The sequence below is a fragment of the Pseudomonas sp. CC120222-01a genome (assembly GCF_003097235.1).
In the GTDB taxonomy this organism is placed as follows: Bacteria; Pseudomonadota; Gammaproteobacteria; order Pseudomonadales; family Pseudomonadaceae; genus Aquipseudomonas.
The window spans coordinates 72,679-97,599 of sequence record NZ_QEQQ01000017.1 but is presented as its reverse complement, the minus strand read 5'-3'; the positions used below and the strand labels follow the sequence as shown (position 1 = coordinate 97,599).

The following is a 24,921-nucleotide window of genomic DNA, read 5'->3' as shown; positions in this document are numbered from 1 at the left end:
GCGAAGAAGCCAACACCATTATTCCTGCCTCAGGTAATCCACCAACCTCAGCAACATCGCATCACAACCCTGCATCTGTTCGACGCTGACAAACTCGTCCGGCTTGTGCCCCTGGTCCATGCTGCCCGGCCCGCACACCACGGTGGGAATACCGGCCTGGTCGAACAGGCCGCCCTCGGTGCCGAACGCCACGGTGCCGAAATCATCCGAACCACTGAGCAATGCCACCAGGCGCGCGGCCTCACTGTCGGCTGGCGTGGCCAGCCCCGGGTACGCACTCAACGGTTGCAGGCGAATCGCACTGCCCGCATTGACCTTGCGCATGCGTGGCAGCAACTCGGCCTCGGCGTAGGTCTGCAGCTGGTCGGCCACCGCCTGCGCCTCGAACCCCGGCAGCGCGCGCACCTCGAAATCGAACGCACATTCCTCCGGCACGATGTTCAGCGCCCTGCCCCCTTTGATGACCCCGGTCTGCACCGTGGAAAACGGCGGGTCGAAGCGTTCGTCGTGGTGGGCCGGCAGCGCCAGCGCGTCACCGATCTCGCCCAGCTTGCCGATCAGCTTGGCAGCGTACTCGATGGCATTCACCCCGTAAGGTGCGTACGCCGAGTGGCACGCCGCGCCGTGCACTTCGCAACGCATCGCCAGCTTGCCCTTGTGGCCCAGCACCGGCTTCAGCTCAGTAGGCTCACCGATCAGGCACAGGCGCGGCTTGTGCGGGCGTTGTTCCAGTGCGGCCAGCATCGAGCGCACGCCCAGGCAGCCGACTTCCTCGTCATAGGAGAACGCCAGGTGCACCGGCATGCGCAGCGGTTGCGCCAGGAATGCCGGCACGGCAGCCAGCACCGAGGCGATGAAGCCCTTCATGTCAGCCGCGCCGCGGCCATACAGGCGCCCGTCGCGCTCGGTCAGGGCGAAGGCCGGCAGCGTCCAGGCCTGGCCGTCCACCGGCACTACGTCGGTGTGCCCGGACAGCACCACACCGCCGATATCCTTGGGGCCGATGGTGGCGAACAGGTTGGCCTTGCTGCCTTCCGGGTTGTGGAACAGCTCGCACTCCACGCCAAGCCCGGCCAGGTAGTCGCGGATGAAACCGATCAACTCGAGGTTGGAGTCGCGGCTGACCGTGGCAAAGCCGATCAGCCGCTCCAGCAAGGCGCGACTGCTGAATTCACTCATCGCCCGGCACCCCGTAGCTGGGAGCGGCAGTCGGATCGAGGGCGCGGGTAACATAGTCCTGCATCTGTGGCCGGTACGCCTGCCACAGGCCATCGAGCACGCCGATCGGGTCCTCGTCAGCCCAGTCCACACGCAGGTCCACCAGCGGCCAGGTCAGCTCGCCGGCGATCTTCAGCGCCGCGGAATGCACCGGGCCGGCTTCACCACCCGCCGCCATCGCGGCGTGCATGGCCGCCAGCAGGCGGTCAGCCAGATGCCCACCGGCCTGTTCGAAGGCCTGCACCATGGCTTCGATCACCTGCAGCGAGGACAACAGGTTGCCCGCGGCCGCGCACTGCTCGCCCGTGACGGCGTTATGCACGCCCAGCGCCTCCTTGCCGGTGAACAGCGCCACCTGGCCTTGGCTGTCGATCACCGTGACCTGGCGATACTCGCTCCAGCCATTGGCGCTGAGCACCCGGTCCAGCGCGGCGGCAGGCGGCAACTGGCCCTGCTCCAGGGCATCGAGGATTTGCGGGCCGAGTGCCGGCAGGGTGATGTTCTGGGTCGACACGGCGCCGACGCCGGCACGAACCCACGGGCAACGGGCGCCCACGGCGATGCTCGAAGAGCTGATGGCAATACCGACCTGGCCGGTTTCCTGGCAGCGACCGATGATGGAGAAGGTCATGGTGGAACTCCTGTTGTTCTGTGCGATGCCCAGCATTCTGGGCGCAAGCTTCAGGGCCACGAAACCAACATTTTCCTGTGCCTTGAACAGGAAAAAACTAAGGCCGGCCAATACCGGTCGAACAGCCCTTAAAACCCCAGCCAAGCCCAGGCAAATCGGGGCCTTCGCCGTTTTATCGGCAAGCCCCAGCTAAATACTATTTTCGCGATTTTCCAGGCATCCCTAGTCTGGCCCCAGGCAACGGCGGTCCTCCAAACCGACCTGACAAAAACCGCCTGAACAAGGGCTCGGACATGACACTGAACAACATCGAAATCGACACCCTCGTGGTTGGCGCCGGCCAGGCCGGCGTGGCCATGAGCGAACACCTGAGCAAGCTTGGCGTGCCGCACCTGGTGCTGGAGCGCAAGCGCATCGCCGAGGCCTGGCGCACCGGCCGCTGGGATTCGCTGGTGGCCAACGGCCCGGTCTGGCACGACCGCTTCCCGGGGCTGGAATTCAACCTCGACGCCGACGCCTTCGCTGGCAAGGACCAGGTCGCCGACTACTTCGAGCAGTACGTACGCAAGTACAACCTGCCGGTACGCACCGGCATCGAAGTGAAGAAGGTGGTACGCAACGCCGACCGCCCCGGCTTCACCATCGAGACCAACGAAGGCGTGATCCGCGCCAACCGCGTGGTGGCTGCCACCGGCCCGTTCCAGAAACCGGTCATCCCGGCCATCGCACCGAAAGATGCCAACCTGCACCAGATCCACTCCGCCGCCTACTTCAACCCCGAGCAGCTGCCTGAAGGCGCCGTGCTGGTGGTAGGCGCCGGTTCCTCCGGTGTGCAGATCGCCGAAGAGCTGATGCGTGCCGGGCGCCAGGTGTACCTGTCGGTCGGCGCCCACGACCGCCCGCCACGGGCCTACCGCAACCGCGACTTCTGCTGGTGGCTGGGCGTGCTGGGCGAGTGGGACGCGGAAATCGCCAAGCCCGGCCGCGAGCACGTGACCATCGCCGTCAGCGGCGCCCGTGGCGGCCACACCGTGGACTTCCGCGCCCTCGCCCATCAGGGCATGACCCTGGTCGGCCTGACCCAGTCGTTCGAAAACGGCGTGGCACGCTTCCAGGACAACCTGGTCGACAACATCAACCGCGGCGACGAGAACTACCTGGCTTTGCTGGATGCCGCCGATGCCTACATCGAGCGCAACGGCCTGGACCTGCCGGAAGAGCCCGAGGCGCGCAAGCGCCTGGCTGACCCGGAGTGCATGGTCAACCCGCTGCAGCAACTGGACCTGGCCCAGGCCGGCGTTACCAGCATCATCTGGGCCACCGGCTACGGCGTGGACTTCAGCTGGCTGCAGGTCGACACCTTCGACGCCAACGGCAAGCCCCAGCACCAGCGCGGCGTCGCCCGCGAGCCGGGCGTGTACTTCCTCGGCCTGCCCTGGCTGTCGCGCCGTGGCTCGTCGTTCATCTGGGGCGTGTGGCACGACGCCAAGCACGTCGCCGGCCACATCGCCACGCAACGCACTTACCTGGCCTACCGCGACCGCGAGCAGCGCGACGCGGATGAGCAACAAGACCACTCGATCAGCAACGTCAGCACCTTCGGAGCCCACTGATGCCTACCCATACTCGCATCCGCATGTTCAACACCAAGGAAACCTACCCCAACCAGACCCTGGACAACGACCTGTGCCAGGCCGTGCGGGCCGGTAACACCATCTACGTGCGCGGCCAGGTCGGCACCGACTTCGAAGGCAAGCTGGTGGGCCTGGGCGACCCTCGGGCGCAGACCGAGCAGGCGATGAAGAACGTCAAGCAGCTGCTTGAAGAAGCGGGTTCCGACCTGTCGCACATCGTCAAGACCACCACCTACATCACCGACCCGCGCTTCCGCGAGCCGGTGTACAAGGAAGTCGGCAAGTGGCTGAAGGGTGTGTTCCCGATCTCCACCGGGCTGGTGGTGGCCGGCTTGGCCCAGGCCGAGTGGCTGATGGAAATCGACGTGATTGCGGTGGTGCCGGATCAGCAGTGATCCATTTGAGATAGCTGGGGCCGCTTCGCGGCCCTTTCGCGACACAAGGCCGCTCCTACAGGAAATGTGTGTTCCCTTGTAGGAGCGGCCTTGTGTCGCGAAAGGGGCGCAAAGCGCCCCCAGATATTCAGAACTTGGCCAGTTCTTCGCGGCAGAATTCGACGAACAACTGCGCGGGCTTGGTCAGCTGCACCCGCTTCAGGTGCGCCGCCGCCAACCCCGACAACGCCACCGGCTCGGCGATGTCGATCGTCACCAGCTTCTGCCCGTCATAGGTGCATTCCGAATGCGGCCGGGTCACCAGCAGTGAAAACCCGAAGCCCTGCCCCACCATCCCGCGCACCATCTCGATCGACGGCGAACTGAAGACGATGTTCGGCGTCAGGCCCATTTCATTGAACAGGCTGACGAAATAGGTCCGGCTCGGCGCCACGTCCAGCAAGATCATCGGCTCCGGGCACAGATCACGCAGCGACACCTGGGCCTGGCCGGCAAACCGGTGCTTCTCGGGCAACAACACATAAGGCTTCTGCGCAGGCATCAAGGGTTCGGCCTCGATGGTGCCGTCCAGGTCGTGATCATAGAGAAACGCCAGATCGAAGGTCCCCGCGGTCAGGCCTTGGATCAGGTCCTGCTGCTCACCATCGCGCAAGCGGATGTCCACGCCTGGGTAGCGTTCGCGAAAACCGGCGATCAACCGCGGCAGGTACAGCGGCGCCACGGTTTCGAAGCAACCGATGTCGATCTGCCCGGCCACCGTGTCGTTGTCCGCCAGGGCGTTCTGCTCGAATTCGTGGGCCATCTGCAGCAGCGACTTGGTCTTGGCATAGAAACGCTTGCCGCTGGGAGTCAGCGACACGCCCTGGGCGTGGTGGCGGATGAACAGCTGCACACCGAAACTTTCTTCCAGGCTCTTGATCGCCGTGGAGATCGACGGCTGGGCGATGTACAGCTGCCGCGAGGCCTCGGCGACGCTGCCGGCCTCGACGGTGGTGACGAAGTATTTGAGTTGTCGCAGGGTGTAGGAAGCCACGGGCACCTCGTTGGCGCCGTTTACGGGCGCCTTGGAATTTTCCTGTCACTTTACCTTGTGGCCTGATTCAGCGGGTTGCCGGGTGATGAAGGATTTGCCTAAGGCTTGAACATAGTTTTCCTGCATTGCAGGGCTGGCTGTAACCTGCAATGCCCCAGTTGCCGGCTTCCCAGCGACCGGGACGTTTCAGTCGACACAAGGCTGTCGCCTCAGAACTGCACACCTACGTGCCGAGGGCTGTAAGCCATTTACTGATCATCCTCAGTCAAACGGTATATCAGCGACTACACAATCATCGCCAATTAATTTGTACCCGTGCTCGCACAGCATGCCCACAACCGGGGCAACGCCGCGTTTCTTTCGGGATAGTTTTCTCGTCGCATCAACATCTCCGCCATCGACGGCATCCGCCTGGATTGTCTTCAAGTCGTCAATCGGGCTGCAGCCCTCATTTGTATTCAACTGCTCTTGTGCTTGCGCGCCAGCGGCAGTGGCAGCGATCAGAAGTACAACCATTACCCTGAATTTCATGCGCATCACTCCTTACCAAGATGGGGTTGCTCGCCAAGGCTATTGCCGTGCGGACCATGTCCCCATCTGGAAATGAAGCAACGCACAGGAGCAGGGTCAAAGCTCGCTGGTGAATTGAGCCAGAGCCGTCTTTACTGGTAGGTAACGACCCGAAGATACGGTGTGCGCCTATGAAGATCGTTGTCACCAGCATCCTCGTCGACGACCAGGCCAAGGCCCTGGCTTTCTACCACTACGTGCTCGGCTTCATGCCCAAACACGATATCCCAATGGGCCAGCACCGCTGGCTGACGCTCACCTCGCCCAGCGACCCCGACGGCGTCGAACTGCTGCTGGAGCCCGACGTGCATCCGGCGGCCAAGGTCTACAAGGCCGCGCTGAGGGAAGACGGCATCCCCGCCACGTCGTTCGGCGTGCGTGACATCCAGGCCGAGTACGCCCGCCTGTGCAAAGCCGGCGTCGTGTTCATCAAGGCGCCCACGCGCCTCGGCCCGGTCACCGTCGCCCTGTTCGACGACACCTGCGGCAACCTGATCCAGATCGCCCAGAAACACTGAGCATGCCCATGGCAGCCGATGCTGCCATTGGCTACATTGCAGCTGTATCCCGTGCGCCACAACAAGGAAAACAGATGCGCCACGAATTCAGCGAAGTGCTCAACGACCTGGTCGACTATTTCCTGCTGGGTGATATCCAGCTGCTCGACCGTTTCAAACACGAAAACCACCTGTCCGACGACCTGGCCCGCGAGTTCACCAGCAATGACAGCGGCGACAAGGCCGTGGCCGAGGGCGTGGTGGTACCGCTGGCGGGGGTCGACAACCTGCCCTACCACATCCTGTTCACCCTCGATGGCTACACACCGGCCCTGCTCGAACCTGGCAGCCGCCTCAAGCACCGGCGCAACGGCTATGTGCTGCAGGTCGAGAACCGCACGGTGATGCTGTATACCTGGCGCATCCTGCAGCACTTCACCAACAAGACGCTGGGTGACCTGATTGCGCGCTATCAGGTGCCGGGGCGGCCGATCATCGAACTGGACAATGGCTGGTATGACGTCGAGGTGCTGGCGGGGGCGCTGATCAGGGATGGGTTGTACGAACCGGCATTCGAGTTCGTGCTGAAGAAGCGCTGGAACCGGGGTGAGGCCAAGGGCGTGGATACCGGATATGCCTTTACCTTGCGGGGGTATTTCGACTGAACTTTGCCTGTGCCGGCCTCTTCGCGGGCTTGCCCCGCGAAGAGGCCAGACCTGCCTAACTGATATCCCGGTCCTTGGTTTCGGGCAGGAAGAAGATCCCTAATACCGCCGTCATCACCGCAATCACGATCGGGTACCACAGCCCGTAATAGATGTCCCCGGTCGCCGCCACCATGGCGAACGCCACCGTCGGCAGGAAGCCACCGAACCAGCCGTTGCCGATGTGGTACGGCAGCGACATCGAGGTGTAGCGAATCCGCGCCGGGAACAGTTCAACCAGCCAGGCGGCGATCGGCCCGTAGACCATGGTCACGTAGATCACCAGAATGGTCAGCAGCAACAGCACCATCGGGTAGTGGATCTTCGCCGGGTCGGCCTTTTCCGGGTAACCCGCCTCTTTCAAGGCGCCGCCCATGGTCGCGGTGAAGGCATCGCTCTGGGTTTTCAGGTCGGCGGCTGCCAGGCTGCTGCCGTCAAAGCTCGGGATCACCCGTTCACCGATACGTACCTGTGCCACGCTGCTAGGCTCGGCTGCCTGGTTGGTGTAAGGAATCGCACGTTTGGCCAGCAGGCTCTTGGCGATGTCGCAGGAACTGGTGAATCTGGCCTTGCCCACCGGGTCGAACTGGAACGCGCACTGGCCCGGGTCGGCGACCACTACCACCGGGTTCTGCTCCTGGGCGACGAACACGTCCGGGTTGCCGTACTCAGTCAGCGCCTTGAAGATCGGGAAGTAGGTCAGCGCGGCGATGATGCAGCCGGCCATGACGATCTTCTTGCGGCCAATGCGGTCTGACAGGCTGCCGAAGAAGATGAAGAACGGCGTGCCGATCAGCAAGGAACCGGCGATCAGCAGGTTGGCGGTCTGCGGGTCGATCTTGAGCATCTGCAGCAGGAAGAACAGCGCATAGAACTGCCCGGTGTACCACACCACCGCCTGCCCGGCAGTGCCGCCGAGCAGCGACATGATCACCACCTTGAGGTTGTCCCAGCGGGCGAACGACTCGGTCAGTGGCGCCTTGCACGCCTTGCCTTCGGCCTTCATCTTCATGAACACCGGCGACTCGTTGAGCTGCATGCGGATATACACCGAAATCGCCAGCAGCAGGATCGACAGCAGGAACGGAACCCGCCAGCCCCAGGCCTCGAACACCTCGGTACCCATCACGGTACGGCAGGCCAGGATCACCAGCAGCGAAAGAAACAGACCGAGCGTGGCAGTGGTCTGGATCCACGCCGTGAAGAAGCCGCGCCGGCCCTTGGGCGCGTGCTCGGCCACATAGGTGGCTGCACCGCCATACTCGCCGCCCAGCGCCAGGCCCTGGAGCAGACGCAGGGTGATCAGGATGATCGGCGCCGCTACGCCAATCGCCGCGTAGCTGGGTAACAGCCCCACCACTGCGGTGGACAGGCCCATGATGACGATGGTGATGAGGAAAGTGTACTTGCGCCCGATCATGTCGCCCAGGCGGCCGAACACAATGGCCCCGAACGGCCGCACGGCAAAGCCGGCAGCAAAGGCCAGCAAGGCGAAGATGAACGAGGTGGTTTCATTGACGCCGGCGAAGAAATGCTTGGCGATGATCGCTGCCAGCGAGCCGTACAGGTAGAAGTCGTACCATTCGAACACGGTGCCCAGCGAGGAGGCGAAGATGACCTTGCGCTCCTCCTTGGTGATGCCCCGTTGGGGCGCGCTACTGCCCGTGGAAGCGCTGTCGAGAACCGCCATGGGTTGCCTCCGTCTTGTCGTTATCGAAGGCCGGAGTACCTCACACCCATTTCACCGTCGCACCCAGGCCCTAGGGCTAGCATTGGTTGCGCGAAGCACGACGAGGTCAGCTGCCTCGGATCGCAGCAAGGTAACTGAAGCATAATCGGCTTTGCCGCAATATCCACTTGCCAGCATCGCCAGATGCCATCACGCCAGAAACCGCTGCACCTCGGCCAGCACGATTTCAGCCTGTTCCCGGTGCGGCACATGCCCGCAGCCCGGCAACAAGCGCATCACGCTCGGCCCGGCAGCCAGCGCGGTAAAGCGCCGGGGATGCGCTGGCGAGCCGAATTCGTCCTGGTCGCCATGCAGGCTGAGCAGCGGGCACTGCACCTGCGCCAGCAACGGATCCAGGTTCCAGTCGGCGAAGGCGTCACCCAGCCAGGTGTCCACCCAGGCGCGCAACACCCACTCGGCCTTGTCGCCGTGATAGCGCGCCAGGCGCTGCAGTTGCCCCGGCTCGGCGAACTGGCGGTCGGCATCGCGGATGCCCTGCAAGGTACGGTCCTCGACAAAGGCCTGGGCCGACTCGATGATCAGACCTCGGCAATGCTTGCCATGGGCCGCAGCGCAGCCGACGGCCATGCCGCCACCGACGCTGTGGCCAAAGACGATGAAGTCGCCAATGTCCAGCTGCCGCAACAGTGCCGCAAAGCCCTGCTCGGCCTCGGCCTCGACAAAGCCACGGCGCAACCGGCCTGGGTGCGCAGCGGAGCGGCCGAAGCCCAGGCGGTCATAGGCAATCACCCGTTGGCCGGTCGCCGCGGCCAGCTGTTCGGGGAAGTCACGCCACAAGGCAACGCAACCCAGCGAGTCGTGCAGCAGCATGATTGGCACGCCCTGGGTGTTCAGCGGGTGCCAGTCCTGGGCGAACAGCTTGCCGTCAGGCGTATCGATCCAGTGCTCGATCACCTCGATCTGGGTCATACCGCCTCCTCGACCGCACCCTTGAGCTCGACCTGATTGCCATCGGGATCGAAACAGTACAGCGACAGTCCCTCGCCTTCGGCGCCATAACGTTTTTCTGCCGGCTCAACCGCCACCCCGGCCGCCTGCAGGTAAGCCGTCAGGGCCTGTTCGTCGAACGGCTCGATGCGCAGGCAGAAGTGGTGCAGGTTGCGCCCTTCGGCCCCCGGTGCCGCACCACCGGGCCGACCCAGCGGGCCGTCGAGTGTCACCAGGTCAATCATCGCCGTGCCGGTCGCCAGGTGGACCATGCCCAGGTCAGGGCGCTCACGGCTGACCGTGCAGCCCAGCAGGTCACGGTAGAAGGCCACGCTGCGTTGCAGGTCACTGACCCGCAACACCAGGTGGTCGATGTGCTTGATGGCGAACGGTCGCATGCAGGCTCTCCTTGCGGTGTTCGTCACCTTAGCGCAGGAGCCGGCAGGCTGGCCACACCCCCGCTATTCGTTCACCAGCCGCTGCAGCAGGCCCCCTTCATGGCGAGCAAGGATGCGCAGGATCTGATCGACCAGCGCCCGGTCCGGCGCCTCGAGATGGAAATGGTGCCCACCGGGGTGCCAGGACACCTTGGCATGGCCCGGCAACGCTGCCTGGCGCTGTTCGAAACCATTGCCGGTGAATGCGCCCTGCCTGCCGAACATCAGGTACAACGGGCAGCGGATCTCCCGCAGCAGGTCGCACGCCTCTCGCTCGGTCAGCGGCATGGGCTCGGGCAGTACCAGCCGTGGGTCGTGACGCCAACAATAACCGTCGGCCAATTGCAGCAGGTCGCGCAAGGCCAGCAGCCGGGCGGCATCCTCGCTCAACTCGCCATCCAGGCGCTTGCGCCGTTGTTCGAGCGCGGTTTCCAGATTGTCGAAGCGGCTGCCATCGGGCTCGCCAAAACCTTGCAGCCGGCTGCGCTGGACCATCTTCTTCAGCCGATAGGCGCGTGCCAGGTGCTGCACGCGATCATCCTCGGCCACGGTGAACGGCGCGCCGATGCCATCGAGGAAGATCATGCTGGCGATGCCGCTGGTCATGGCAGCCAGCAACGAAGCGATGCCGGTACCCATGCCATGGGCAAGCACGTGAAACTGGGACAGGCCCAGGCTGTCGGTGACCGCCAGCATGTCCTCGGCATGCTCCCAGAGGTAATAGCCACTGTCGTGGCGGCGGTGATCGGAACGGCCATGGCCGACCAGGTCGGGGGCCACCACGAAGCAACCTTCCAGCAATGGCCCCAGGCGCTCGAACGAGGCCGCATTGTCCAGCCAGCCATGCAAGGCCAGCACCGGGATGCCGTCTTCTGGCCCCCAGGTGCGTACCGCAATTTCAATACCATCGAGGTCCAGCAAATGATCCTTGGGACTGCACAGCGAATGCATTGGAGTTCTCCCTGACAACATGCCGTTCCCCACCTTCCCTCAGTCCCCCTGCCCACGCTGGCCTCTTCCCGACCCCTGCATACACAGGACCGACCCGTGCACGCAACTGACTACCACCCTCTGCTGCCGCGCAGGCTGCCAAATAGCGCTTCTTTCAACAGGAGCACCCTCAACCATGACCACCTCACCCACGCCCTTCCATCAAGCCCAGATTGACCGCAGCCTGCCCCTCTGGGCGCGCACGATGCATCCTGAGCATACCCGCCGTATCGTGCAGGCCGTGCGCAAGGACTACCTGGATGAAAATGGCGCGCCATACAGCTGGTACGCTGCTGCCAGTCAAGATGACCAGGTGCTTGTGCGGCAACTCATTGTCGACCGCGATAAGCAATTCAAGGCATTGCGCGGCGCGCTCAAGGGCTTCAAGCAGATTCATGAATTCTGCAAACCGTTGCTGAGCCTGCAATTGGGCCTGGATGTCGAGGTGGACCAGGCTCAATACGTCCACCAGCCATACACGGTATTGGAACCGCAAGTAAACTCGCCTGGCCTGGAGATTTCCCTGGGAGAACCCCAGCCTCCCATCACCCAGCTCGATGGGCCGGCACAGCGGCGCTCCTTGCTTGAAGCCGCCCTGCACAACTTTAAAGGGCCCGACGAAGCCGGCCTCCATGACAGCCTCACCCAAGGCCGCGACAGCGACGCGATACTCTTTGACCTCGAACCCAAGGCGTTCGTCGAGCAGTGTCGAACGCTGGACCTTGGCCAGCACTATCAGGACCACCTGAAAGCCATATACGAGGGCCCCCGCAAAGCAGAAATCGAACAGCTGTGGATTGATGCAACCCGTCAGGCGCTGAAAACCGAGGCAATGACCGCTCACCTCAAATACCTTTTGACTCGCAAGGGGTGCGATGCCCTGACCCAGCTATGCGATAACCACCCTGCGCCGCGCTATGGCGAACACACCCTTCATTGCTGGCGTTTTGGCCTGTTCGGCATCCCCTTGAATAACGTCCTGGTGTTTGGCACCGATCGCGCGGATCAGTCCAACCCCTGCATTCTCTATATTCCCCAGGACAGCGAGCATCCTGTCAGGGAGTTCCCCTCGTTACAGAAGGCCGGCACGCATTTGCGTCACCGCTTGCTGCAAACCACGTTTCGCCGCCATCTGATCGGATTTGCCGACCAGGACAAGCAAGCAGCACTCACCGCCAAGCTGGAAAACGCCCTGTACGAACGAACCACCTCCGGGCGCAAGCCCGCTATGAATCCCAAGCTGGACTTCGACACCGTCAAGCAGACACTGCCCATCTGGCCAGCGCTGTACCGCAACCACGCACGGCGCCTGAAGGCCGACGCCCGAACGATTGCGGTTCCCACTGCCGATGTCGATGCCAAGGCACGCAAGGAACGGCTTGCGCGGTGGCTTGACGCCGGCATGAGCGTGCTTAATGTGGCTGCTTTCCTGGTGCCAGGGCTGGATGCCGTCATGCTCGGTGTCTTCGCCTACGACATCATGGATTCGGTGTTCACCGGCTTCGAAGCCTGGGAGGATGGCGATACCCATGAAGCGTTGCTGCAGCTGGAATCACTGGCCATCAATGCCGCCACGATCGGGGGCTTTGCAGTCGGTACAAGACTGGTCAAGGCATCGGGGTTTGTCGATGCGCTGGAAAGCGTCTGGAAAGGTAACCGCCAAAGCCTCTGGCAGCCCGATATGCGCCCCTATGCCAGCAAGCAAGCGCTGCCCGCAGACGCACAGCCCAACACGCAGGGGCTCTACGTCAGCGGTGACAAACACCACCTGCGGCTTGAAGAGCAGCTGTACGAAGTGTTCGAAGGCACGGACGGCAAATGGCGTGTCCGCCACCCTGAAAACCCCGATGCCTATAGCCCGACATTGCGCTACCTGGGTGAAAAACGCTGGCAGCTGGATCATGACGACCCGCTCGCTTGGAGCGACAGCAAACTGCTGGAAGGGCTTGGCCAGTTCAGCGAGGGCCTTGCCCCCTCGGAACAACTCACTGCCCTGCGCATTGCTGGCGACGATGCAGACAGCCTGCGCCACAGCCAGTTCAACGGCTCACGCCCGCCAGCGTTGCTGGCCGACACTTTGCTGCGCCTGCGCCTGGACAACGACACCCAGAACATCATCACCCGAGTGCGCCATGGCCTGCCACTGGCAGCCTACAAGAACTTCGCGCTACCGCAACTGACCAGCATGCCGGGCTGGCCTGCGCGGTACCGCTTGAAGGTGTTCACGGGGCCTGAAAAATGGGGGGATGCAGTTTACTTTGGTGCAGATGAGGCCGCCGATACGTTATCGATCGAGATCGGCCGGGAAGAGCTGGACGCCGGTAACCTGAGCAACGTCGTCGTGGAACAGATGGATGAGCAAGCCCTGCAACAGTTGCTGCCAGGCACTGCTGCGCAACAGCGTGCGCGCGCGCTGGACGAGCAATTGGCGAGCCGTTTGACTGAACGCCGCAGCGACATCTTCGACAGCATGCTCAAGAGCCAACAAACACCACCCGGGGTGGAAGCACAGACCCTGCGCCGCCAGTTTCCCGGCTTGCCCGACCACGCACTGGAAGAACTGGTCGCCCATGCCGGCAGTAGCGAACGCCAACGCATGGCGGGCGGCCGCGTCCCCTTGCGCGTGGCCGAGGAAGCACGCTACCTGCAAGCGCGCGCCCGCCTCAACCATGCCTTGCTGGGCCTCTACCGGCCCAGCTTGGCCAATGCTGACAGCCAACTGCTGGGCCAGGCCCTGCGAACTGACCACCCGCAAGCGAGCGCAGCCCAACTGCTGGATATCGCGCTTGCCGACCGCCCAGGCTGCGCCACACGGCTTGGCCAGCAACCGATCAAGCCGGGTTGGCGCTCACCGATGCGCCTGGCCCATGGCCGCCTCGGTTACCCACTCAGCGGTCGTGGCGCAGCCACCCTCAGTGCCAGCGCTGCTGCGAAGCGGCTGAAGTTACTCTTCCCAGCCTTGGACAGTCCCCAGATCGCAGCCTTGCAGGCCGAACTGGCCAGGACCGGCGACCTCAGCGCCGCGATCAAACAATTGCAGAGAGAATCGCGCGATCTCGCGCATGACTTGGAGCAATGGGTCGGGAGCGCCGAAGGCCTGCACGATCTTATGGAACGACAGCAATGTGCCGAGCAGCTCAAACAGGCCTGGATGGGCCGCAACCAGCAGACGCTCGTGCTCGAGCGCATGCGCTTGAGCCAGTTACCCCCGATCAACGCCCGCCTGCCTCACATCCGTGAACTGAAACTGACCGAGCTGTGGTTGAAGCACCTGAATGCTCAGTTCCTGTCGTGCTTCCCCAACCTGCAGGTGCTGGAAGTGACCGGCAACCGAGAGATCGATGCTGAAGAGCTGTTCCAGGCACTTGAATCAACGCCCAGGTTGCGTACGCTGGACCTGACCAGCAACGGCTTGGCGTCCCTTTCGCCCACTGCGCAGCGGGTGCTGGCCGCGATGCCGGACCTGCGCCAGTTGAACCTGCGCCGCAACCAGCTGACACTCGACGAAAGCACACTGGCGTTCCTGTGCAAGCAGCCTCTGGATGTCCTCAGGCTGGGGAGCAACCGCATCACACTCGATCAGAACCTCGCGGCACGCTTCCAGGATCTGGTCCATCCACAACGGCTGGACCTTGACTTCAACCCACTGGAGCACGCCCCTGATGTCAGTTTCATGGGTCGGCTCCAGTATCTGGAATTGAGCAACTGCGAGCTACAGGCATGGCCCAACGGCCTCACTACCTTGATGAACCAACCACAGTATCAGTTGCGTTACCTGAACTTGTCGTCCAACCGCATCCACCATATCCAGGATCTGGCCAACATACTGCGCAGCCCGTTTGCCCGCGATGTCGCCGCCCGGCAACCTGGACGCAGCTGGTTGTTCAACTACAACAATCTCGAAGCCGAATCGTTAAGGCGCCTGCGCGCGAGCGGCGTGAACACCTTCGAGCAGACGCCCGACAGGCCAGAGTGGCAGGGGTTCTGGCGGGACTCGGCGAGCAGCCGGCAGGACCAGCTCTGGGCCGACCTGTTCGACCAGAACGAAAACGGTGACCTGCAAGCCGTGTTCGAACGCCTGACCAACTCGAAGGAAGCACAAAGCGACCCGCAGGGCCTGCGCACGCGAGTATGGTCACTGCTGGAGAAGGCCGGTGCAGACACTGCGCTGCGAGAGCGCCTGACGGAGGTGGCGCAACTCTTCCCAGCCACCTGTGGTGATGCTGGCGCGGAAGCCTTCAGCGCGTTGGAAGTCGAATTGCTGGTCAACCAGGCAGCTGGCCACCAACAGGGCAGCGTCAAGCCGCTTTTAGACCTGTACCGCCAGTTGTATCGCCGGGAAAAGGTCAACGAACTGGCTGATCGCATCAGTATCAAGCGCACTCTGCGCAAGCAGGCGCTGCAGAACGACGTCATGGACGATGAGCTGCCGGCCTACGATGCGCTGGACTACCCCGCTGCCTTCCCTGATGTGGACCTGGAAACGGGCCTGGTCGACGACATTGAAGTCCGCCTGGCCTTGCGTCAGTCCCTGGCGCAGCGCCTTGACTTCCCCGAACCCAGCAGGGGCATGCTCTATCGTAATGTCGCGAGAATCAACCAGCAGATCGTCGACAACGTCGGTTCTGCCGTGCTCGCATTGGATGCCGACACCGCGGCCCGGCAGCAGTGGATGGCCAGTCAACCCGTCTGGGTTGACTTCCTGAAAGCCAAACATGCCAGCCAGTTCGAAGATGTTACCGACTTCTGGCGCCCAGGTATCGACTACCTGTTCTATTGCTGGGACGCGGACTATGAGCCCGTCACCCAGCTGAAAAACGCCATCACGCGCACGCTGAGCGCAGCCATGCCAGAGTCGCCGCTGGACGAAAACGGCCTGCTACGCCGAGTGCCACTCGATCAAGGCGCTTTTGACAAGGCCATGGGCGCCTTGACGCACGAACAGCAAGAGGTTGAGACCGAGCTGCTACTGAGCCTTACCCGCCAGGCAGAAACCTTGAACGAGTAATCATTGACCGCGCAGGTCTTCAAAGAAGGCCTGCCGCCCATCCACTTGGCTCGACGCCCGCGGTGCACCCACTGCCTCGCCGTTGGCCGCCTCCACATGCCAATAGCAGTGCCTGACCGCACGGGTCACCGCCACATAGGCCAGGCGCTGTACCTCCTCCTTCTGCGCCGTGTCGAACGGCTGGGCATCGCCGGCCTTGCCCAGGCCAGCCTGGCGGTACACCTGGTTCTTGTACGGCGAGCTGGTCAGGTACTGGCAATCGCCGAGCATGAACACCGCATCGGCCTGCAAGCCTTTGGCACTGTGGTAGGTCAGTTGGCGCAGGCGCCGTTGCTCAGCCGGCAACAGGGCTTCGGCGTGCAAGACACTTTGCAGGTGCTCGTTCATCAGGGCTTTGTCGCTGCCCTTGCGGTACAGCATCATCACCGACTCGCCGCGCTGGTAATGCTCGATCAGCGTCTCACCCAGCGCCGCCTCATCACGGTCGAAGACCCGCACCGGGGCAGCCGGCAGCTCGGCGGCCGGCCCACTGGCGCGGGCCTTCTTGCCGGCAATGGCCGGAGTGCCTTTGACCAGGTGCTCGGCGGCATCGATCACCTGCTGCTGGCAGCGGTAGTTGTCCACCAGCATCACCCGGGTATTGGCCGGCGACGGGAAGGCCTTGGTGAACTCCATGAAGTACTTCGGCGAACTGCCACGCCAGCCGTAGATCGACTGCCAGTCATCGCCTACGCACATCAGCGAGGCATGCTGGGCATGGCGCCCGGTGTGCATGGCCGGGCCACGTCGGCGGACTTCCGCAAGGCAGGCGCGCAGCCAGCTGACGATCTGCGGCGAGACGTCCTGGAATTCATCGATCATCAGGTGCGCCAGTGGCCGCAGCAGCGGGTCGGGCAGCAGTCGCAGGTTCTCCGGGTTGTTCTCGCCGAACAGGGCGAACATGCGGTTGTAGCTCATCACCGGTGGCGACTGGTCGAGCAGGTGCGCTTCCAGGGCTTTCCAGTACAGGGCCAAGGCCTCGAAGAACAGTGCGTCGGAGTCGCCGGACGGGAAGCTCATGGCCGCCACGGCCGGGTTCACCTCAAGGCCAAGGTTCTCGATGAAGTTGGCGGCACCGACGAAGGCGTCGAGCAGCGGCGCCGGGGCCAGCTCACCTTTGACCTTGTACTCGAAACCGGGCCCGGCCACGGCATCGCCGGCCAGCGATGCCGCCAGGCGCCGGGCCATGGCGTAGTTGTCGAGCCAGATCAGCGGCTTGTCGCAGAACGCCTGCAACAAGGTGCGCTTGACCGCCCACTCGGCACGCACCGCCAGCTTGGCGCCGGGGCGTTGGTACTGGGCACTTTCCGCCGGGTCGAAGCCCAGCACCACCCAGGCATCGAGGCCTTCCAGGCGCCCATGCACATGGAAGCGGCTGCCACGGATCTCGACCGTTTCGCGGCACGGCTCGATACCCTTGATCGGCCAGGCGCCGGCGGCGAACCACAGGTCTTCGATCACATCGCACAGTTCTTCGTCACGCTGGGCAGCCAGCTGAGTGACCTGCACGCGCTTCTGCACATCCGGGTGGTCCGGGTCCAGCGGTTTGAGTTGCAGGGCCTCGCGGCGCAAGGTGGCGACGATTTCGGCGAAGCGCGGGCTTTCACCGAGCAACTGGCTGTAGCACTGGTTGAGCTGTTGGCGCTGGGCATCGTTAAGCCGCAGGTCGAACGGGTTGCTGTCGGCCTCTGCCTCGCGGCCAGCCGGCATTTCGTTGCCCAGGGTCTCGAACGCCCGCACCTGGCCGAAGCCCGGCAGGCTGCGCACCAGCGGCAGGATCCGTGAATGGAAGGTACGCACCAGCTCGCGGGCCTTGGCCGGTTGCAGGTCGAGCTGCCACAGGCTGAACACCTGCACCAGGCGCTTGATGAAGTCCTTGCGCGACTCGCGGGTGAAGGTGACCACGGTCATCGCGTCCAGCTCGTAGCCCAGGTAGTGACGCAGCAGCAGGATGCGCAGCACCAGCGAGGTCGACTTGCCCGCCCCGGCGCCGGCCACCACGCAGGTGGACGGCGTATCGCTGAAGATCAGCTTCCACTGCGCCGCGCTGGGCTGGGCCTCGGCAGGCAGGCGCTGGGCCACGTCGGCCTTGAAGCGTTTTTTCAGTTCGGCACTCAACGGCAGGCGCCAATCGTCGAACAGGTTGTCGTCCTGCCTGGGCACGGCGGCGGTGTCAGGGCGCGCGTCGCGGATGACCAGCACCTGGCGCCCAGCCTCGTAACCAAGACTCCAAGAGTCGCGGTGTTGTGCCTGCAGGCGGCTCAATCCACGGCCCAGCAGGCGGGCAGCCAGGCGGCGCAACCAGGGTAATTGGGCGGGTGGGGTCAGTTCGGCGGGGGCCTGGGGTTGCTCGTGGGCCACGGTCACTCCGTTGAAAATCAGATCAGCGAGCCATGTTCGCCGCATCTGCCGAAAATCGCCAGCGAATGCTTGCAGATCAGTGCATTAGGCGATGAATCGCACAATCCACATCGCCACGATTAATCTATAGAACAGATAATAATCAGCCGATATTTACGCTTATTTTCGATCTATTTTTGACGCATCATGGCCTCATTCCACTGATTCAAGGAGCACGACCATGCTGCAACTGCGACCCTTCGAAGGCCTCGGCCACGCCAACCACGGCTGGCTCGACGCTCATCACCACTTCTCGTTCGCCGAATACTACGACCCGGCGCGCATGCACTGGGGCAACCTGCGGGTGTGGAACGACGACCTGATTGCCGCAGGCAGCGGTTTCCCGCCACACCCGCACCGCGACATGGAAATCATCACCTATGTGCGTGAAGGTGCCATTACCCACCAGGACAGCCTGGGCAACAAAGGCCGCACCGAGGCTGGCGACGTGCAGGTGATGAGTGCCGGTAGCGGCATCGTGCACAGCGAGTACAACCTGGAAGAGGTCGATACCCGTATCTTCCAGATCTGGATCGTGCCGGAGAACGTCGGCGATGCACCGTCCTGGGGTGTCCGCCCATTCCCCAAAGGTGAACGTGGCGAAGGCTTCGTGACCCTGGCCAGTGGCCGTGCCGGCGATGAGGACAGCCTGCAGATCCGTACCGATGCACGGCTGGTGGCCGCGACACTGCGGGCTGGCGAAACCGCCGAATACCGCTTCGATGCCGGGCGCCGGGGTTACCTGGTGCCGGCCAAGGGACTGGTGGAAGTCAATGGACTGCGTGCCAAGGGCCGGGATGGCGTGGCCATCGAGGAAGAAGAAGTGCTGCGGGTGACCGCGATCGAGGACAGCGAAATCGTCCTGGTCGATGTTGCTTGAGTGAAAGGGGCTGCTCTGCAGCCCATTCGCGACACAAGGCCGCTCCTACAGGGGATATGCGATCTCCTGTAGGAGCGGCCTTGTGTCGCGAAAGGGCCGCAAAGCGGCCCCAGGGATCATTCAGGCAATCGCCGCATCCACCAGCACCTGCGCCTCTTCCACCAGGCGCTTGAGGTGCGCCTCGTCGACAAAGCTCTCGGCGTAGATCTTGTAGATGTCTTCTGTACCCGAAGGCCGCGCGGCAAACCAGCCATTGGCGGTCATCACTTTCAAGCCACCAATCGCCTGACCATTGCCTGGTGCCTGGCTGAGGATCTGCACGATAGGCTCACCCGCCAGTTCGGTGGACTTCACCTGCTCCGGTGCCAACTTGCTCAGCGCCGCCTTTTGCCGCGCATCGGCCTTGGCCTCGACGCGGGTGGCGAACGGTTTGCCCAGCGCAGCCGTCAGGTCGTTGTAGGCCTGGCTCGGGTTGCGCCCGGTGCGGGCAGTCATCTCGGCCGCCAGCAGCGCCGGGATCAAGCCATCCTTGTCGGTGGCCCAGACCGTGCCGTCCTTGCGCAGGAACGAGGCACCGGCACTCTCCTCACCGCCAAAGCCGAGCGAGCCGTCGAACAGGCCTTGGGCGAAGAACTTGAAGCCCACCGGCACTTCGTACAGCTCACGGCCCAGGCGCTCGGTGACACGGTCGATCAGGCCGCTGGACACCACGGTCTTGCCCACCGCGGCATCGCTACGCCACTGCGGACGGTTGCGGTACAGGTAGTCGATGGCCACGGCCAGGTAGTTGTTTGGCTGCAGCAGGCCATCGGCGGTGACGATGCCGTGGCGGTCATGGTCCGGGTCACAGGCGAAGGCCACGTCGAAGCGGTCGCGCAGGCCAATCAGGCCTTGCATGGCATAAGGCGAAGATGGGTCCATGCGGATCTGCCCGTCCCAGTCCACGCACATGAAGCGGAAGGTCGGGTCGACCTCGGTGTTCACCACTTCCAGATTCAGCTGGTAGCGCTCGGCGATCGCCGACCAGTAGCGCACCCCTGCCCCGCCCAGCGGATCGACGCCCAGGCGCAGGTTGGCGCCACGAATGACGTCGAAGTCGATGACGTTTTCCAGGTCGGCCACGTAATTGGCCACGTAGTCATGGCGCTGGGTGGTGGCAGCTTGCAGCGCCTGGGCGTGCTCCATGCGCTTGACCCCCGACAGGCCCGCAGCCAGCAATTCGTTGGCCTTGGCCTCGATCCACTTGGTCACATCGCTGTCGGCCGGGCCGCCGTTGGGCGGGTTGTACTTGAAGCCACCACTCTGTGGCGGGTTGTGCGACGGGGTGATGACGATGCCATCGGCCAGGCCCTGAGTGCGGCCACGGTTGTAGCAGAGGATGGCATGGGACACCGCCGGCGTCGGGGTGTATTCGTCGTCCTTGGACAGCATCACTTGCACGCCATTGGCGGCCAGCACTTCCAGCGCACTGGCTGCAGCCGGTGCGGACAGCGCGTGGGTGTCGGCGCCGATGAACAACGGGCCGTCGATGGCTTTTTCCTGGCGGTACAGGCAGATGGCCTGGGTGATCGCCAGCACATGGTGCTCGTTGAAGCTCAGGTCGAACGAGCTGCCCCGGTGCCCCGAGGTGCCGAAGGCCACGCGCTGGGCCGCCACGGCGGCGTCGGGGCGGCCGGTGTAGTAAGCGGTGAGCAGGCGGGGGATATCGACCAGCACGCTGGCCGGAGCCGGCTTGCCTGCCAAAGGACTGAGCGTCATGCAAAAACCTCGAGTTCAACGGATGTTGGTGTTGGAACACGCAGTGTACTGGGAGTTGCAATGCCGTGCGATGGGGCCACCCAGGATTATTTACCGGCCACCTGCCACCATGTGGGGAACATCTGCTGCACCCGGTGTTCGGCGAAGCGTTCGTCGATCAGCACCAGCACACCGCGGTCATGGTCGCCGCGAATGACCCGCCCGGCGGCCTGGATGACCTTGCGCACACCCGGGTACAGGTAGGCGTAGTCGAAACCGGCGCCAAACTGCCGGCCCAGACGCTGCTTGAACTGCTCGTTGACCGGGTTGACCTGAGGCAGGCCGAGGGTGGCGACAAAGGCCCCGATCAGGCGTGTACCCGGCAAGTCGACGCCCTCGCCGAACGTCCCGCCGAGCACGGCAAAACCGACCCCCTGCCCGTCCGCCACGAAGCGATCGAGAAAAGCCTGGCGTGCACCTTCGTCCATGCCCGGCGCCTGGGCCCAGAGCGGGATGCCCGGATAACGTTCAGCGAGCAGGCCGGCCACCTGCTGCTGGTATTCGAAACTGCTGAAGAACGCCAGGTAGTTGCCTGGCTGGCGCTGATACTGCTCGGCAATCAGCTCGGTGATCGGCGCCAGTGAAGCCTGGCGCTCACGATAGCGGGTCGATACCTGGCTGGCGATGCGCACCTCGAGCTGCTCGGCCTTGAACGGTGCCGCCACCTCCAGCCAGGCGGTATCGGGCGGCATGCCAAGCAGGTCGGTGTAAAAAGGCCTCGGGCTCAAGGTGGCGGAAAACAGCGTCACGCTGCGCGCTGCCTGCATGCGCGGGGCTAGTAGCCGGGCCGGGGTGACGTTGCGCAGGCACAGGCTGGCCAGGCGCCGCCTGCGCGGGCCCTCGCGCAGGCTGACGTCGAACAGGAAATGCTCGTCGAACAGTTCCGCCACCCGGCTGAACTGCAGCGCCTGGTAGAAGAACTGCAGCACCTGGGCATCGACCTCGGCAGGCTTTTCATTCATGCGCTCCTGGATCAACCCGATGCATTGCTGAAGGGCACGCAGGAAGGCCTCCGGCAACTGGTCGCAGGCCTGGTAAGGCGCGCGCTGTTCCTTGTACAGCGCGTTCCACTGCCGGTTCAGCCGGTCCAGGGCACTGCCAAGCCCTTGCGGCTTGCTCTGGCGCAAAGCAAGCAACTGGCCCTGGTCGAGGCTGGCGCTGTACATGCCGCGGCCGCGCTCCACCAGGTTGTGCGCCTCGTCCACCAGCACCGCGACCCGCCACTGGTTGAGCTGAGTCAGGTTGAACAGCAAGGCGTGGGCGTCAAAATAGTAGTTGTAGTCAGCCACCAGCACGTCCACCCAGCGGGCCATTTCCTGGCCGAGGTAGTACGGGCACAGCTGGTGCGCCAAGGCCACCTCGCGCAAGCCGGCGCGGTCGAGCATGGGCCGCAGGGCCGCCGCCTCGCGTGCGGCGGGCAAGCGGTCGTAAAAACCTTGGGCCAACGGGCAGGACTCACCATGGCAGGCTTTGTCCGGGTATTCACAGGCCTTGTCCCGGGCGATCAGCTCAAGGGTGCGCAACGCCGGCTGTGGCGTGCCTGCGCTGATCTGGCCTAGCGCGTCCAGCGCCAGCGCCCGGCCGGGGGTCTTGGCCGTGAGGAAGAACACCTTGTCCAGTTGCTGCGGGACCATGGCCTTGAGCAGCGGGAACAAGGTGCCCAGGGTCTTGCCGATGCCGGTGCTGGCCTGGGCCATCAGGCAGCGCCCGGTACTGACCGCCTTGTACAAGGTTTCGGCCAGTTGCCGCTGGCCCTGGCGAAACTCCGGGTACGGAAAACTCAGGCTCTGCAAGCCCCGATCACGCTCGGCAAGGCGCTGTTGCTGGGCCTGGGCCCAGGCGAGAAACCGCTGGCACTGGGTTTCGAAGAAGCCCTGCAACGCTTCGGCGCCATAGTGCTCGCTGATCAGCGTCTGGCTGTCGTTGTCGACATCCAGGTAGACCAACGCCACCTCGATGGCCACCAGCTGCCGCGCCCGGCACAGCAGCCAGGCATAGACCTTGGCCTGGGCCCAGTGCAACTGGCGATGATTGGCCGGCTGGCGGGCCAGGTCGCCGCGATAGGTCTTGATCTCTTCCAGGCGATTGGCGGCCGGGTCGTAGCCATCGGCGCGCCCGCGCACCAGCAGGCCCTGGTACTCGCCCTCAAGGGCAATTTCCGCCTCATAGCCCGCGGCACGCCGGGCGACTACCCGGCGATGCCCTTCGATACCTTCCTGGGCCGTGGGGGACGGGGTAAAGCGCAGGTCCAGGTCACCGGCCTTGGCGCTGAACTCGCACAACGCCCGCACCGCCACGCGATAGCTCACGGTGCCTCGCTCCAGCGCACATGGCAGACCGCCACCGGCAAGCCATGCTCGGCGCAGAACTCCAGCCAGCGCAGCTGGTTGTCCTGCAGGCGGTCTCCCGGGCCCTTGACCTCGACCATCCGATAACGCTGCTGCTCCGGCCAGAACTGGATCAGGTCTGGCATGCCGGCGCGGTTGTTGCGGATATCCTGCAACAGGCGCAGGAAGCACTGCTTCAAGTGCGCGGCGGGCAGGCACGCCAGCGCCTGATCGAGCAACGTGTCGCTGAGCATGGGCCAGAACACGAACGGCGATTGCAAGCCTTGCTTGGCCGCGTAGCAGTCGAGAATGGCCTGGCGGTGGCAGCCATCGTCCAGGCGGCCCAGGCAGGCCGCGAACTGTGCCGCACGCCGTTGCAGGAAGTCGCTGTCATGCAAGTCCTGGGGCGCCGCCTGGAACGGGTTGAAGAAGGCCCCCGGAACCGGAGCGAAGATCGCCTCCCAGCACAACAGGCCGAACAGGCTGTTGAGCAGCGTGTTTTCCACGTAATGCGCCTGCCCTCCCGCCTGCTCCAGGTATTGACGCACGGCTTCCTCGACACCCAGCGCTGCCTGCTCGCGCGGCAGCTCCAGTTCGATCACCTCAAGGGGTGCTGCACGCCGGCGGCGCTGTGCGGGCCCGCCGAGTTTGCGTGCCAGGCGTGGCAACATGCGCTCCAGGGCTTGCACTTCAAGGGCGTTGGCAGGTGCGGCCGCCAGCTCCTGGGCGAATGCGTGGGCCTGCTGCCAACGCTCGCTGCGTTCGAACACGCGAACCTGTCGGATACGCGCTTGCGCATGGCTGCTACGGGCATACACCTCCAGGGCCTGGTCCCAGTCTCCCAGACGTTCGCACTGCTGGCCCACGGCGAACAGCAGCCGCCCATGGCGCCGCGACAGCCATGGGCTGTCGATGTCCAGGCCGGCCAGTGTCGCCAGGATCGCTTCGGGATCTTCACCCAGCTCCAGACGCTCGGCACACTGATGCAACGCCATCGCCTGGTCGACCTCGCTGCGCTGCTGCAGGGCACGGGAGTCGGGGCTGAACGCTACCTGCTCGAAGCGCAGCAGGCCCAGGTCGGCCAGCACGAAGTCCGACCAGTCCTGGTACAGGTTGCCGAAAAACAACAGGCGCATGCGATCGCACAGCGGCTGCAGGCACCATTGCACGATACCCACCGGGGCCTGGGCGAACCACTCGCGCAAAGGCCTGGGGGCCAGCGACAGGTGCCGCAATTGTTCAAACAGGTCGCCCTTGGCCGCCCGCGGGCGGCTCAACTGCCCAGCGAAACCAACGGCGAGTTCATCCTTGCGCAACAGCGCGAACAACTGCTCAAGGCTCAGGGCCTCGGGCTCGCGCACCCACCCCAATGCCAACAGCGGTTGCAGGGCAGCCATACTGTCACCAATTTCGGCGTAGTCCAGGCGGTCACTGCGAAACAGCTCGCCCTTGCGCATCACCATGCGCACCAGCAGCGCCTGGGCCGGCTGCGCCAGTTCGGCAAAGGCATGGAGAAAGGCCAGCTCCTGCTCGTCGAGCAGGTCGGCGTAACGAGACTCGACCCACAGCAGCACCTGACGGAAGTTATGCAGGTAATACAGCGGGTCATCGACAGAGTGAGCGATCACAAGACGGGGTCGGGCAGCAAGAGTGAGCACTGTTTATACATACAGACCGCACACAC

At 63.9% G+C, this 24,921-nt stretch carries 18 protein-coding genes; 6 read left to right on the top strand and 12 right to left on the bottom strand.

The window, feature by feature from the left end:
• Positions 1-18: 18 nt before the first annotated feature.
• Positions 19-1,179, bottom strand: coding sequence for an acetylornithine deacetylase (gene argE / locus N430_RS20620; RefSeq protein ID WP_110634909.1), 1,161 nt, complete (start codon positions 1,177-1,179; stop codon positions 19-21).
• Entirely contained in the window at positions 1,172-1,849 is a 678-nt protein-coding gene (locus N430_RS20615) for a DUF1028 domain-containing protein (RefSeq protein WP_110634906.1), read from the bottom strand. The genes argE and N430_RS20615 overlap by 8 nt, the downstream gene beginning before the upstream one ends.
• Before the next feature lie 293 nt (positions 1,850-2,142).
• Here N430_RS20615 and N430_RS20610 point away from each other — a divergent pair, with 293 nt between their 5' ends.
• Positions 2,143-3,462 (top strand): NAD(P)/FAD-dependent oxidoreductase, encoded by a 1,320-nt coding sequence (locus N430_RS20610; protein ID WP_110634903.1) that lies wholly within the window; start codon positions 2,143-2,145, stop codon positions 3,460-3,462.
• Positions 3,462-3,878, top strand: coding sequence for a RidA family protein (locus N430_RS20605; RefSeq protein WP_014590706.1), 417 nt, complete (start codon positions 3,462-3,464; stop codon positions 3,876-3,878). Before N430_RS20610 ends, N430_RS20605 begins: the two co-directional genes overlap by 1 nt.
• A 127-nt stretch (positions 3,879-4,005) precedes the next feature.
• On the opposite strand, the gene N430_RS20600 is transcribed toward N430_RS20605, so the two are convergent.
• The gene (locus N430_RS20600) at positions 4,006-4,911 is read right to left on the bottom strand and encodes a LysR family transcriptional regulator (RefSeq protein WP_110634900.1); all 906 of its coding nucleotides are present in this window, start codon (positions 4,909-4,911) and stop codon (positions 4,006-4,008) included.
• 261 nt (positions 4,912-5,172) lie between these two features.
• A complete protein-coding gene (locus N430_RS20595; protein WP_110634897.1) occupies positions 5,173-5,442 on the bottom strand; it encodes a hypothetical protein in 270 nt (89 codons plus the stop codon).
• Between the two features lie 170 nt (positions 5,443-5,612).
• Here N430_RS20595 and N430_RS20590 point away from each other — a divergent pair, with 170 nt between their 5' ends.
• Both N430_RS20590 and N430_RS20585 read left to right on the top strand, forming a co-directional pair.
• Positions 5,613-5,999: a VOC family protein gene (locus N430_RS20590; protein ID WP_110634894.1), complete on the top strand. Its 387-nt coding sequence runs from the start codon at positions 5,613-5,615 to the stop codon at positions 5,997-5,999.
• A gap of 74 nt (positions 6,000-6,073) precedes the next feature.
• Positions 6,074-6,643 (top strand): hypothetical protein, encoded by a 570-nt coding sequence (locus N430_RS20585; RefSeq protein WP_110634891.1) that lies wholly within the window; start codon positions 6,074-6,076, stop codon positions 6,641-6,643.
• A 55-nt stretch (positions 6,644-6,698) separates the two neighbouring features.
• On the opposite strand, the gene N430_RS20580 is transcribed toward N430_RS20585, so the two are convergent.
• From N430_RS20580 to N430_RS20565, 4 genes are all read right to left on the bottom strand, one after another.
• Positions 6,699-8,372: an MFS transporter gene (locus N430_RS20580; protein WP_110634888.1), complete on the bottom strand. Its 1,674-nt coding sequence runs from the start codon at positions 8,370-8,372 to the stop codon at positions 6,699-6,701.
• A gap of 189 nt (positions 8,373-8,561) precedes the next feature.
• Positions 8,562-9,341 (bottom strand): alpha/beta fold hydrolase, encoded by a 780-nt coding sequence (locus tag N430_RS20575; protein WP_110634885.1) that lies wholly within the window; start codon positions 9,339-9,341, stop codon positions 8,562-8,564.
• Positions 9,338-9,757, bottom strand: coding sequence for a VOC family protein (locus N430_RS20570; RefSeq protein ID WP_110634882.1), 420 nt, complete (start codon positions 9,755-9,757; stop codon positions 9,338-9,340). The genes N430_RS20575 and N430_RS20570 overlap by 4 nt, the downstream gene beginning before the upstream one ends.
• Positions 9,758-9,820: 63 nt before the next feature.
• Entirely contained in the window at positions 9,821-10,747 is a 927-nt protein-coding gene (locus N430_RS20565; RefSeq protein WP_110634879.1) for an alpha/beta fold hydrolase, read from the bottom strand.
• A 175-nt stretch (positions 10,748-10,922) separates the two neighbouring features.
• Between N430_RS20565 and N430_RS20560 the strand changes: the two genes are divergently transcribed.
• Positions 10,923-15,794, top strand: coding sequence for an NEL-type E3 ubiquitin ligase domain-containing protein (locus N430_RS20560; RefSeq protein WP_371922785.1), 4,872 nt, complete (start codon positions 10,923-10,925; stop codon positions 15,792-15,794).
• On the opposite strand, the gene N430_RS20555 is transcribed toward N430_RS20560, so the two are convergent.
• Positions 15,795-18,239: a UvrD-helicase domain-containing protein gene (locus N430_RS20555; protein ID WP_110634876.1), complete on the bottom strand. Its 2,445-nt coding sequence runs from the start codon at positions 18,237-18,239 to the stop codon at positions 15,795-15,797.
• A 175-nt stretch (positions 18,240-18,414) separates the two neighbouring features.
• Here N430_RS20555 and N430_RS20550 point away from each other — a divergent pair, with 175 nt between their 5' ends.
• The gene (locus tag N430_RS20550; protein WP_110634873.1) at positions 18,415-19,113 is read left to right on the top strand and encodes a pirin family protein; all 699 of its coding nucleotides are present in this window, start codon (positions 18,415-18,417) and stop codon (positions 19,111-19,113) included.
• A 120-nt stretch (positions 19,114-19,233) separates the two neighbouring features.
• Here the strand turns inward: N430_RS20550 and pgm are convergent, their stop codons facing one another.
• The 3 genes from pgm to N430_RS20535 all read right to left on the bottom strand — a co-directional run bounded on the left by pgm (position 19,234) and on the right by N430_RS20535 (position 24,865).
• Positions 19,234-20,871, bottom strand: a complete 1,638-nt coding sequence (gene pgm / locus N430_RS20545; protein WP_110634870.1) for a phosphoglucomutase (alpha-D-glucose-1,6-bisphosphate-dependent) — start codon at positions 20,869-20,871, stop codon at positions 19,234-19,236.
• A gap of 86 nt (positions 20,872-20,957) precedes the next feature.
• Positions 20,958-23,219 carry an ATP-dependent DNA helicase gene (locus N430_RS20540; protein ID WP_110634867.1) on the bottom strand — a complete coding sequence of 754 codons (2,262 nt, stop codon included), beginning with the start codon at positions 23,217-23,219 and terminating at the stop codon, positions 20,958-20,960.
• The gene (locus N430_RS20535) at positions 23,216-24,865 is read right to left on the bottom strand and encodes a VRR-NUC domain-containing protein (protein ID WP_110634864.1); all 1,650 of its coding nucleotides are present in this window, start codon (positions 24,863-24,865) and stop codon (positions 23,216-23,218) included. The genes N430_RS20540 and N430_RS20535 overlap by 4 nt, the downstream gene beginning before the upstream one ends.
• Positions 24,866-24,921 lie beyond the last annotated feature (56 nt).

Bases quoted from the DNA above. Each gene is read 5' to 3' on its own strand.
- pgm (WP_110634870.1), bottom strand. From the start codon at position 20,871: ATGACGCTCAGTCCTTTGGCAGGCAAGCCGGCTCCGGCCAGCGTGCTG.
- N430_RS20565 (WP_110634879.1), bottom strand. From the start codon at position 10,747: ATGCATTCGCTGTGCAGTCCCAAGGATCATTTGCTGGACCTCGATGGT.
- N430_RS20595 (WP_110634897.1), bottom strand. From the start codon at position 5,442: ATGAAATTCAGGGTAATGGTTGTACTTCTGATCGCTGCCACTGCCGCT.
- N430_RS20580 (WP_110634888.1), bottom strand. From the start codon at position 8,372: ATGGCGGTTCTCGACAGCGCTTCCACGGGCAGTAGCGCGCCCCAACGG.
- N430_RS20610 (WP_110634903.1), top strand. From the start codon at position 2,143: ATGACACTGAACAACATCGAAATCGACACCCTCGTGGTTGGCGCCGGC.
- N430_RS20615 (WP_110634906.1), bottom strand. From the start codon at position 1,849: ATGACCTTCTCCATCATCGGTCGCTGCCAGGAAACCGGCCAGGTCGGT.
- N430_RS20605 (WP_014590706.1), top strand. From the start codon at position 3,462: ATGCCTACCCATACTCGCATCCGCATGTTCAACACCAAGGAAACCTAC.
- argE (WP_110634909.1), bottom strand. From the start codon at position 1,179: ATGAGTGAATTCAGCAGTCGCGCCTTGCTGGAGCGGCTGATCGGCTTT.
- N430_RS20560 (WP_371922785.1), top strand. From the start codon at position 10,923: ATGACCACCTCACCCACGCCCTTCCATCAAGCCCAGATTGACCGCAGC.
- N430_RS20585 (WP_110634891.1), top strand. From the start codon at position 6,074: ATGCGCCACGAATTCAGCGAAGTGCTCAACGACCTGGTCGACTATTTC.
- N430_RS20555 (WP_110634876.1), bottom strand. From the start codon at position 18,239: ATGCGGCGAACATGGCTCGCTGATCTGATTTTCAACGGAGTGACCGTG.
- N430_RS20570 (WP_110634882.1), bottom strand. From the start codon at position 9,757: ATGCGACCGTTCGCCATCAAGCACATCGACCACCTGGTGTTGCGGGTC.
- N430_RS20575 (WP_110634885.1), bottom strand. From the start codon at position 9,341: ATGACCCAGATCGAGGTGATCGAGCACTGGATCGATACGCCTGACGGC.
- N430_RS20550 (WP_110634873.1), top strand. From the start codon at position 18,415: ATGCTGCAACTGCGACCCTTCGAAGGCCTCGGCCACGCCAACCACGGC.
- N430_RS20590 (WP_110634894.1), top strand. From the start codon at position 5,613: ATGAAGATCGTTGTCACCAGCATCCTCGTCGACGACCAGGCCAAGGCC.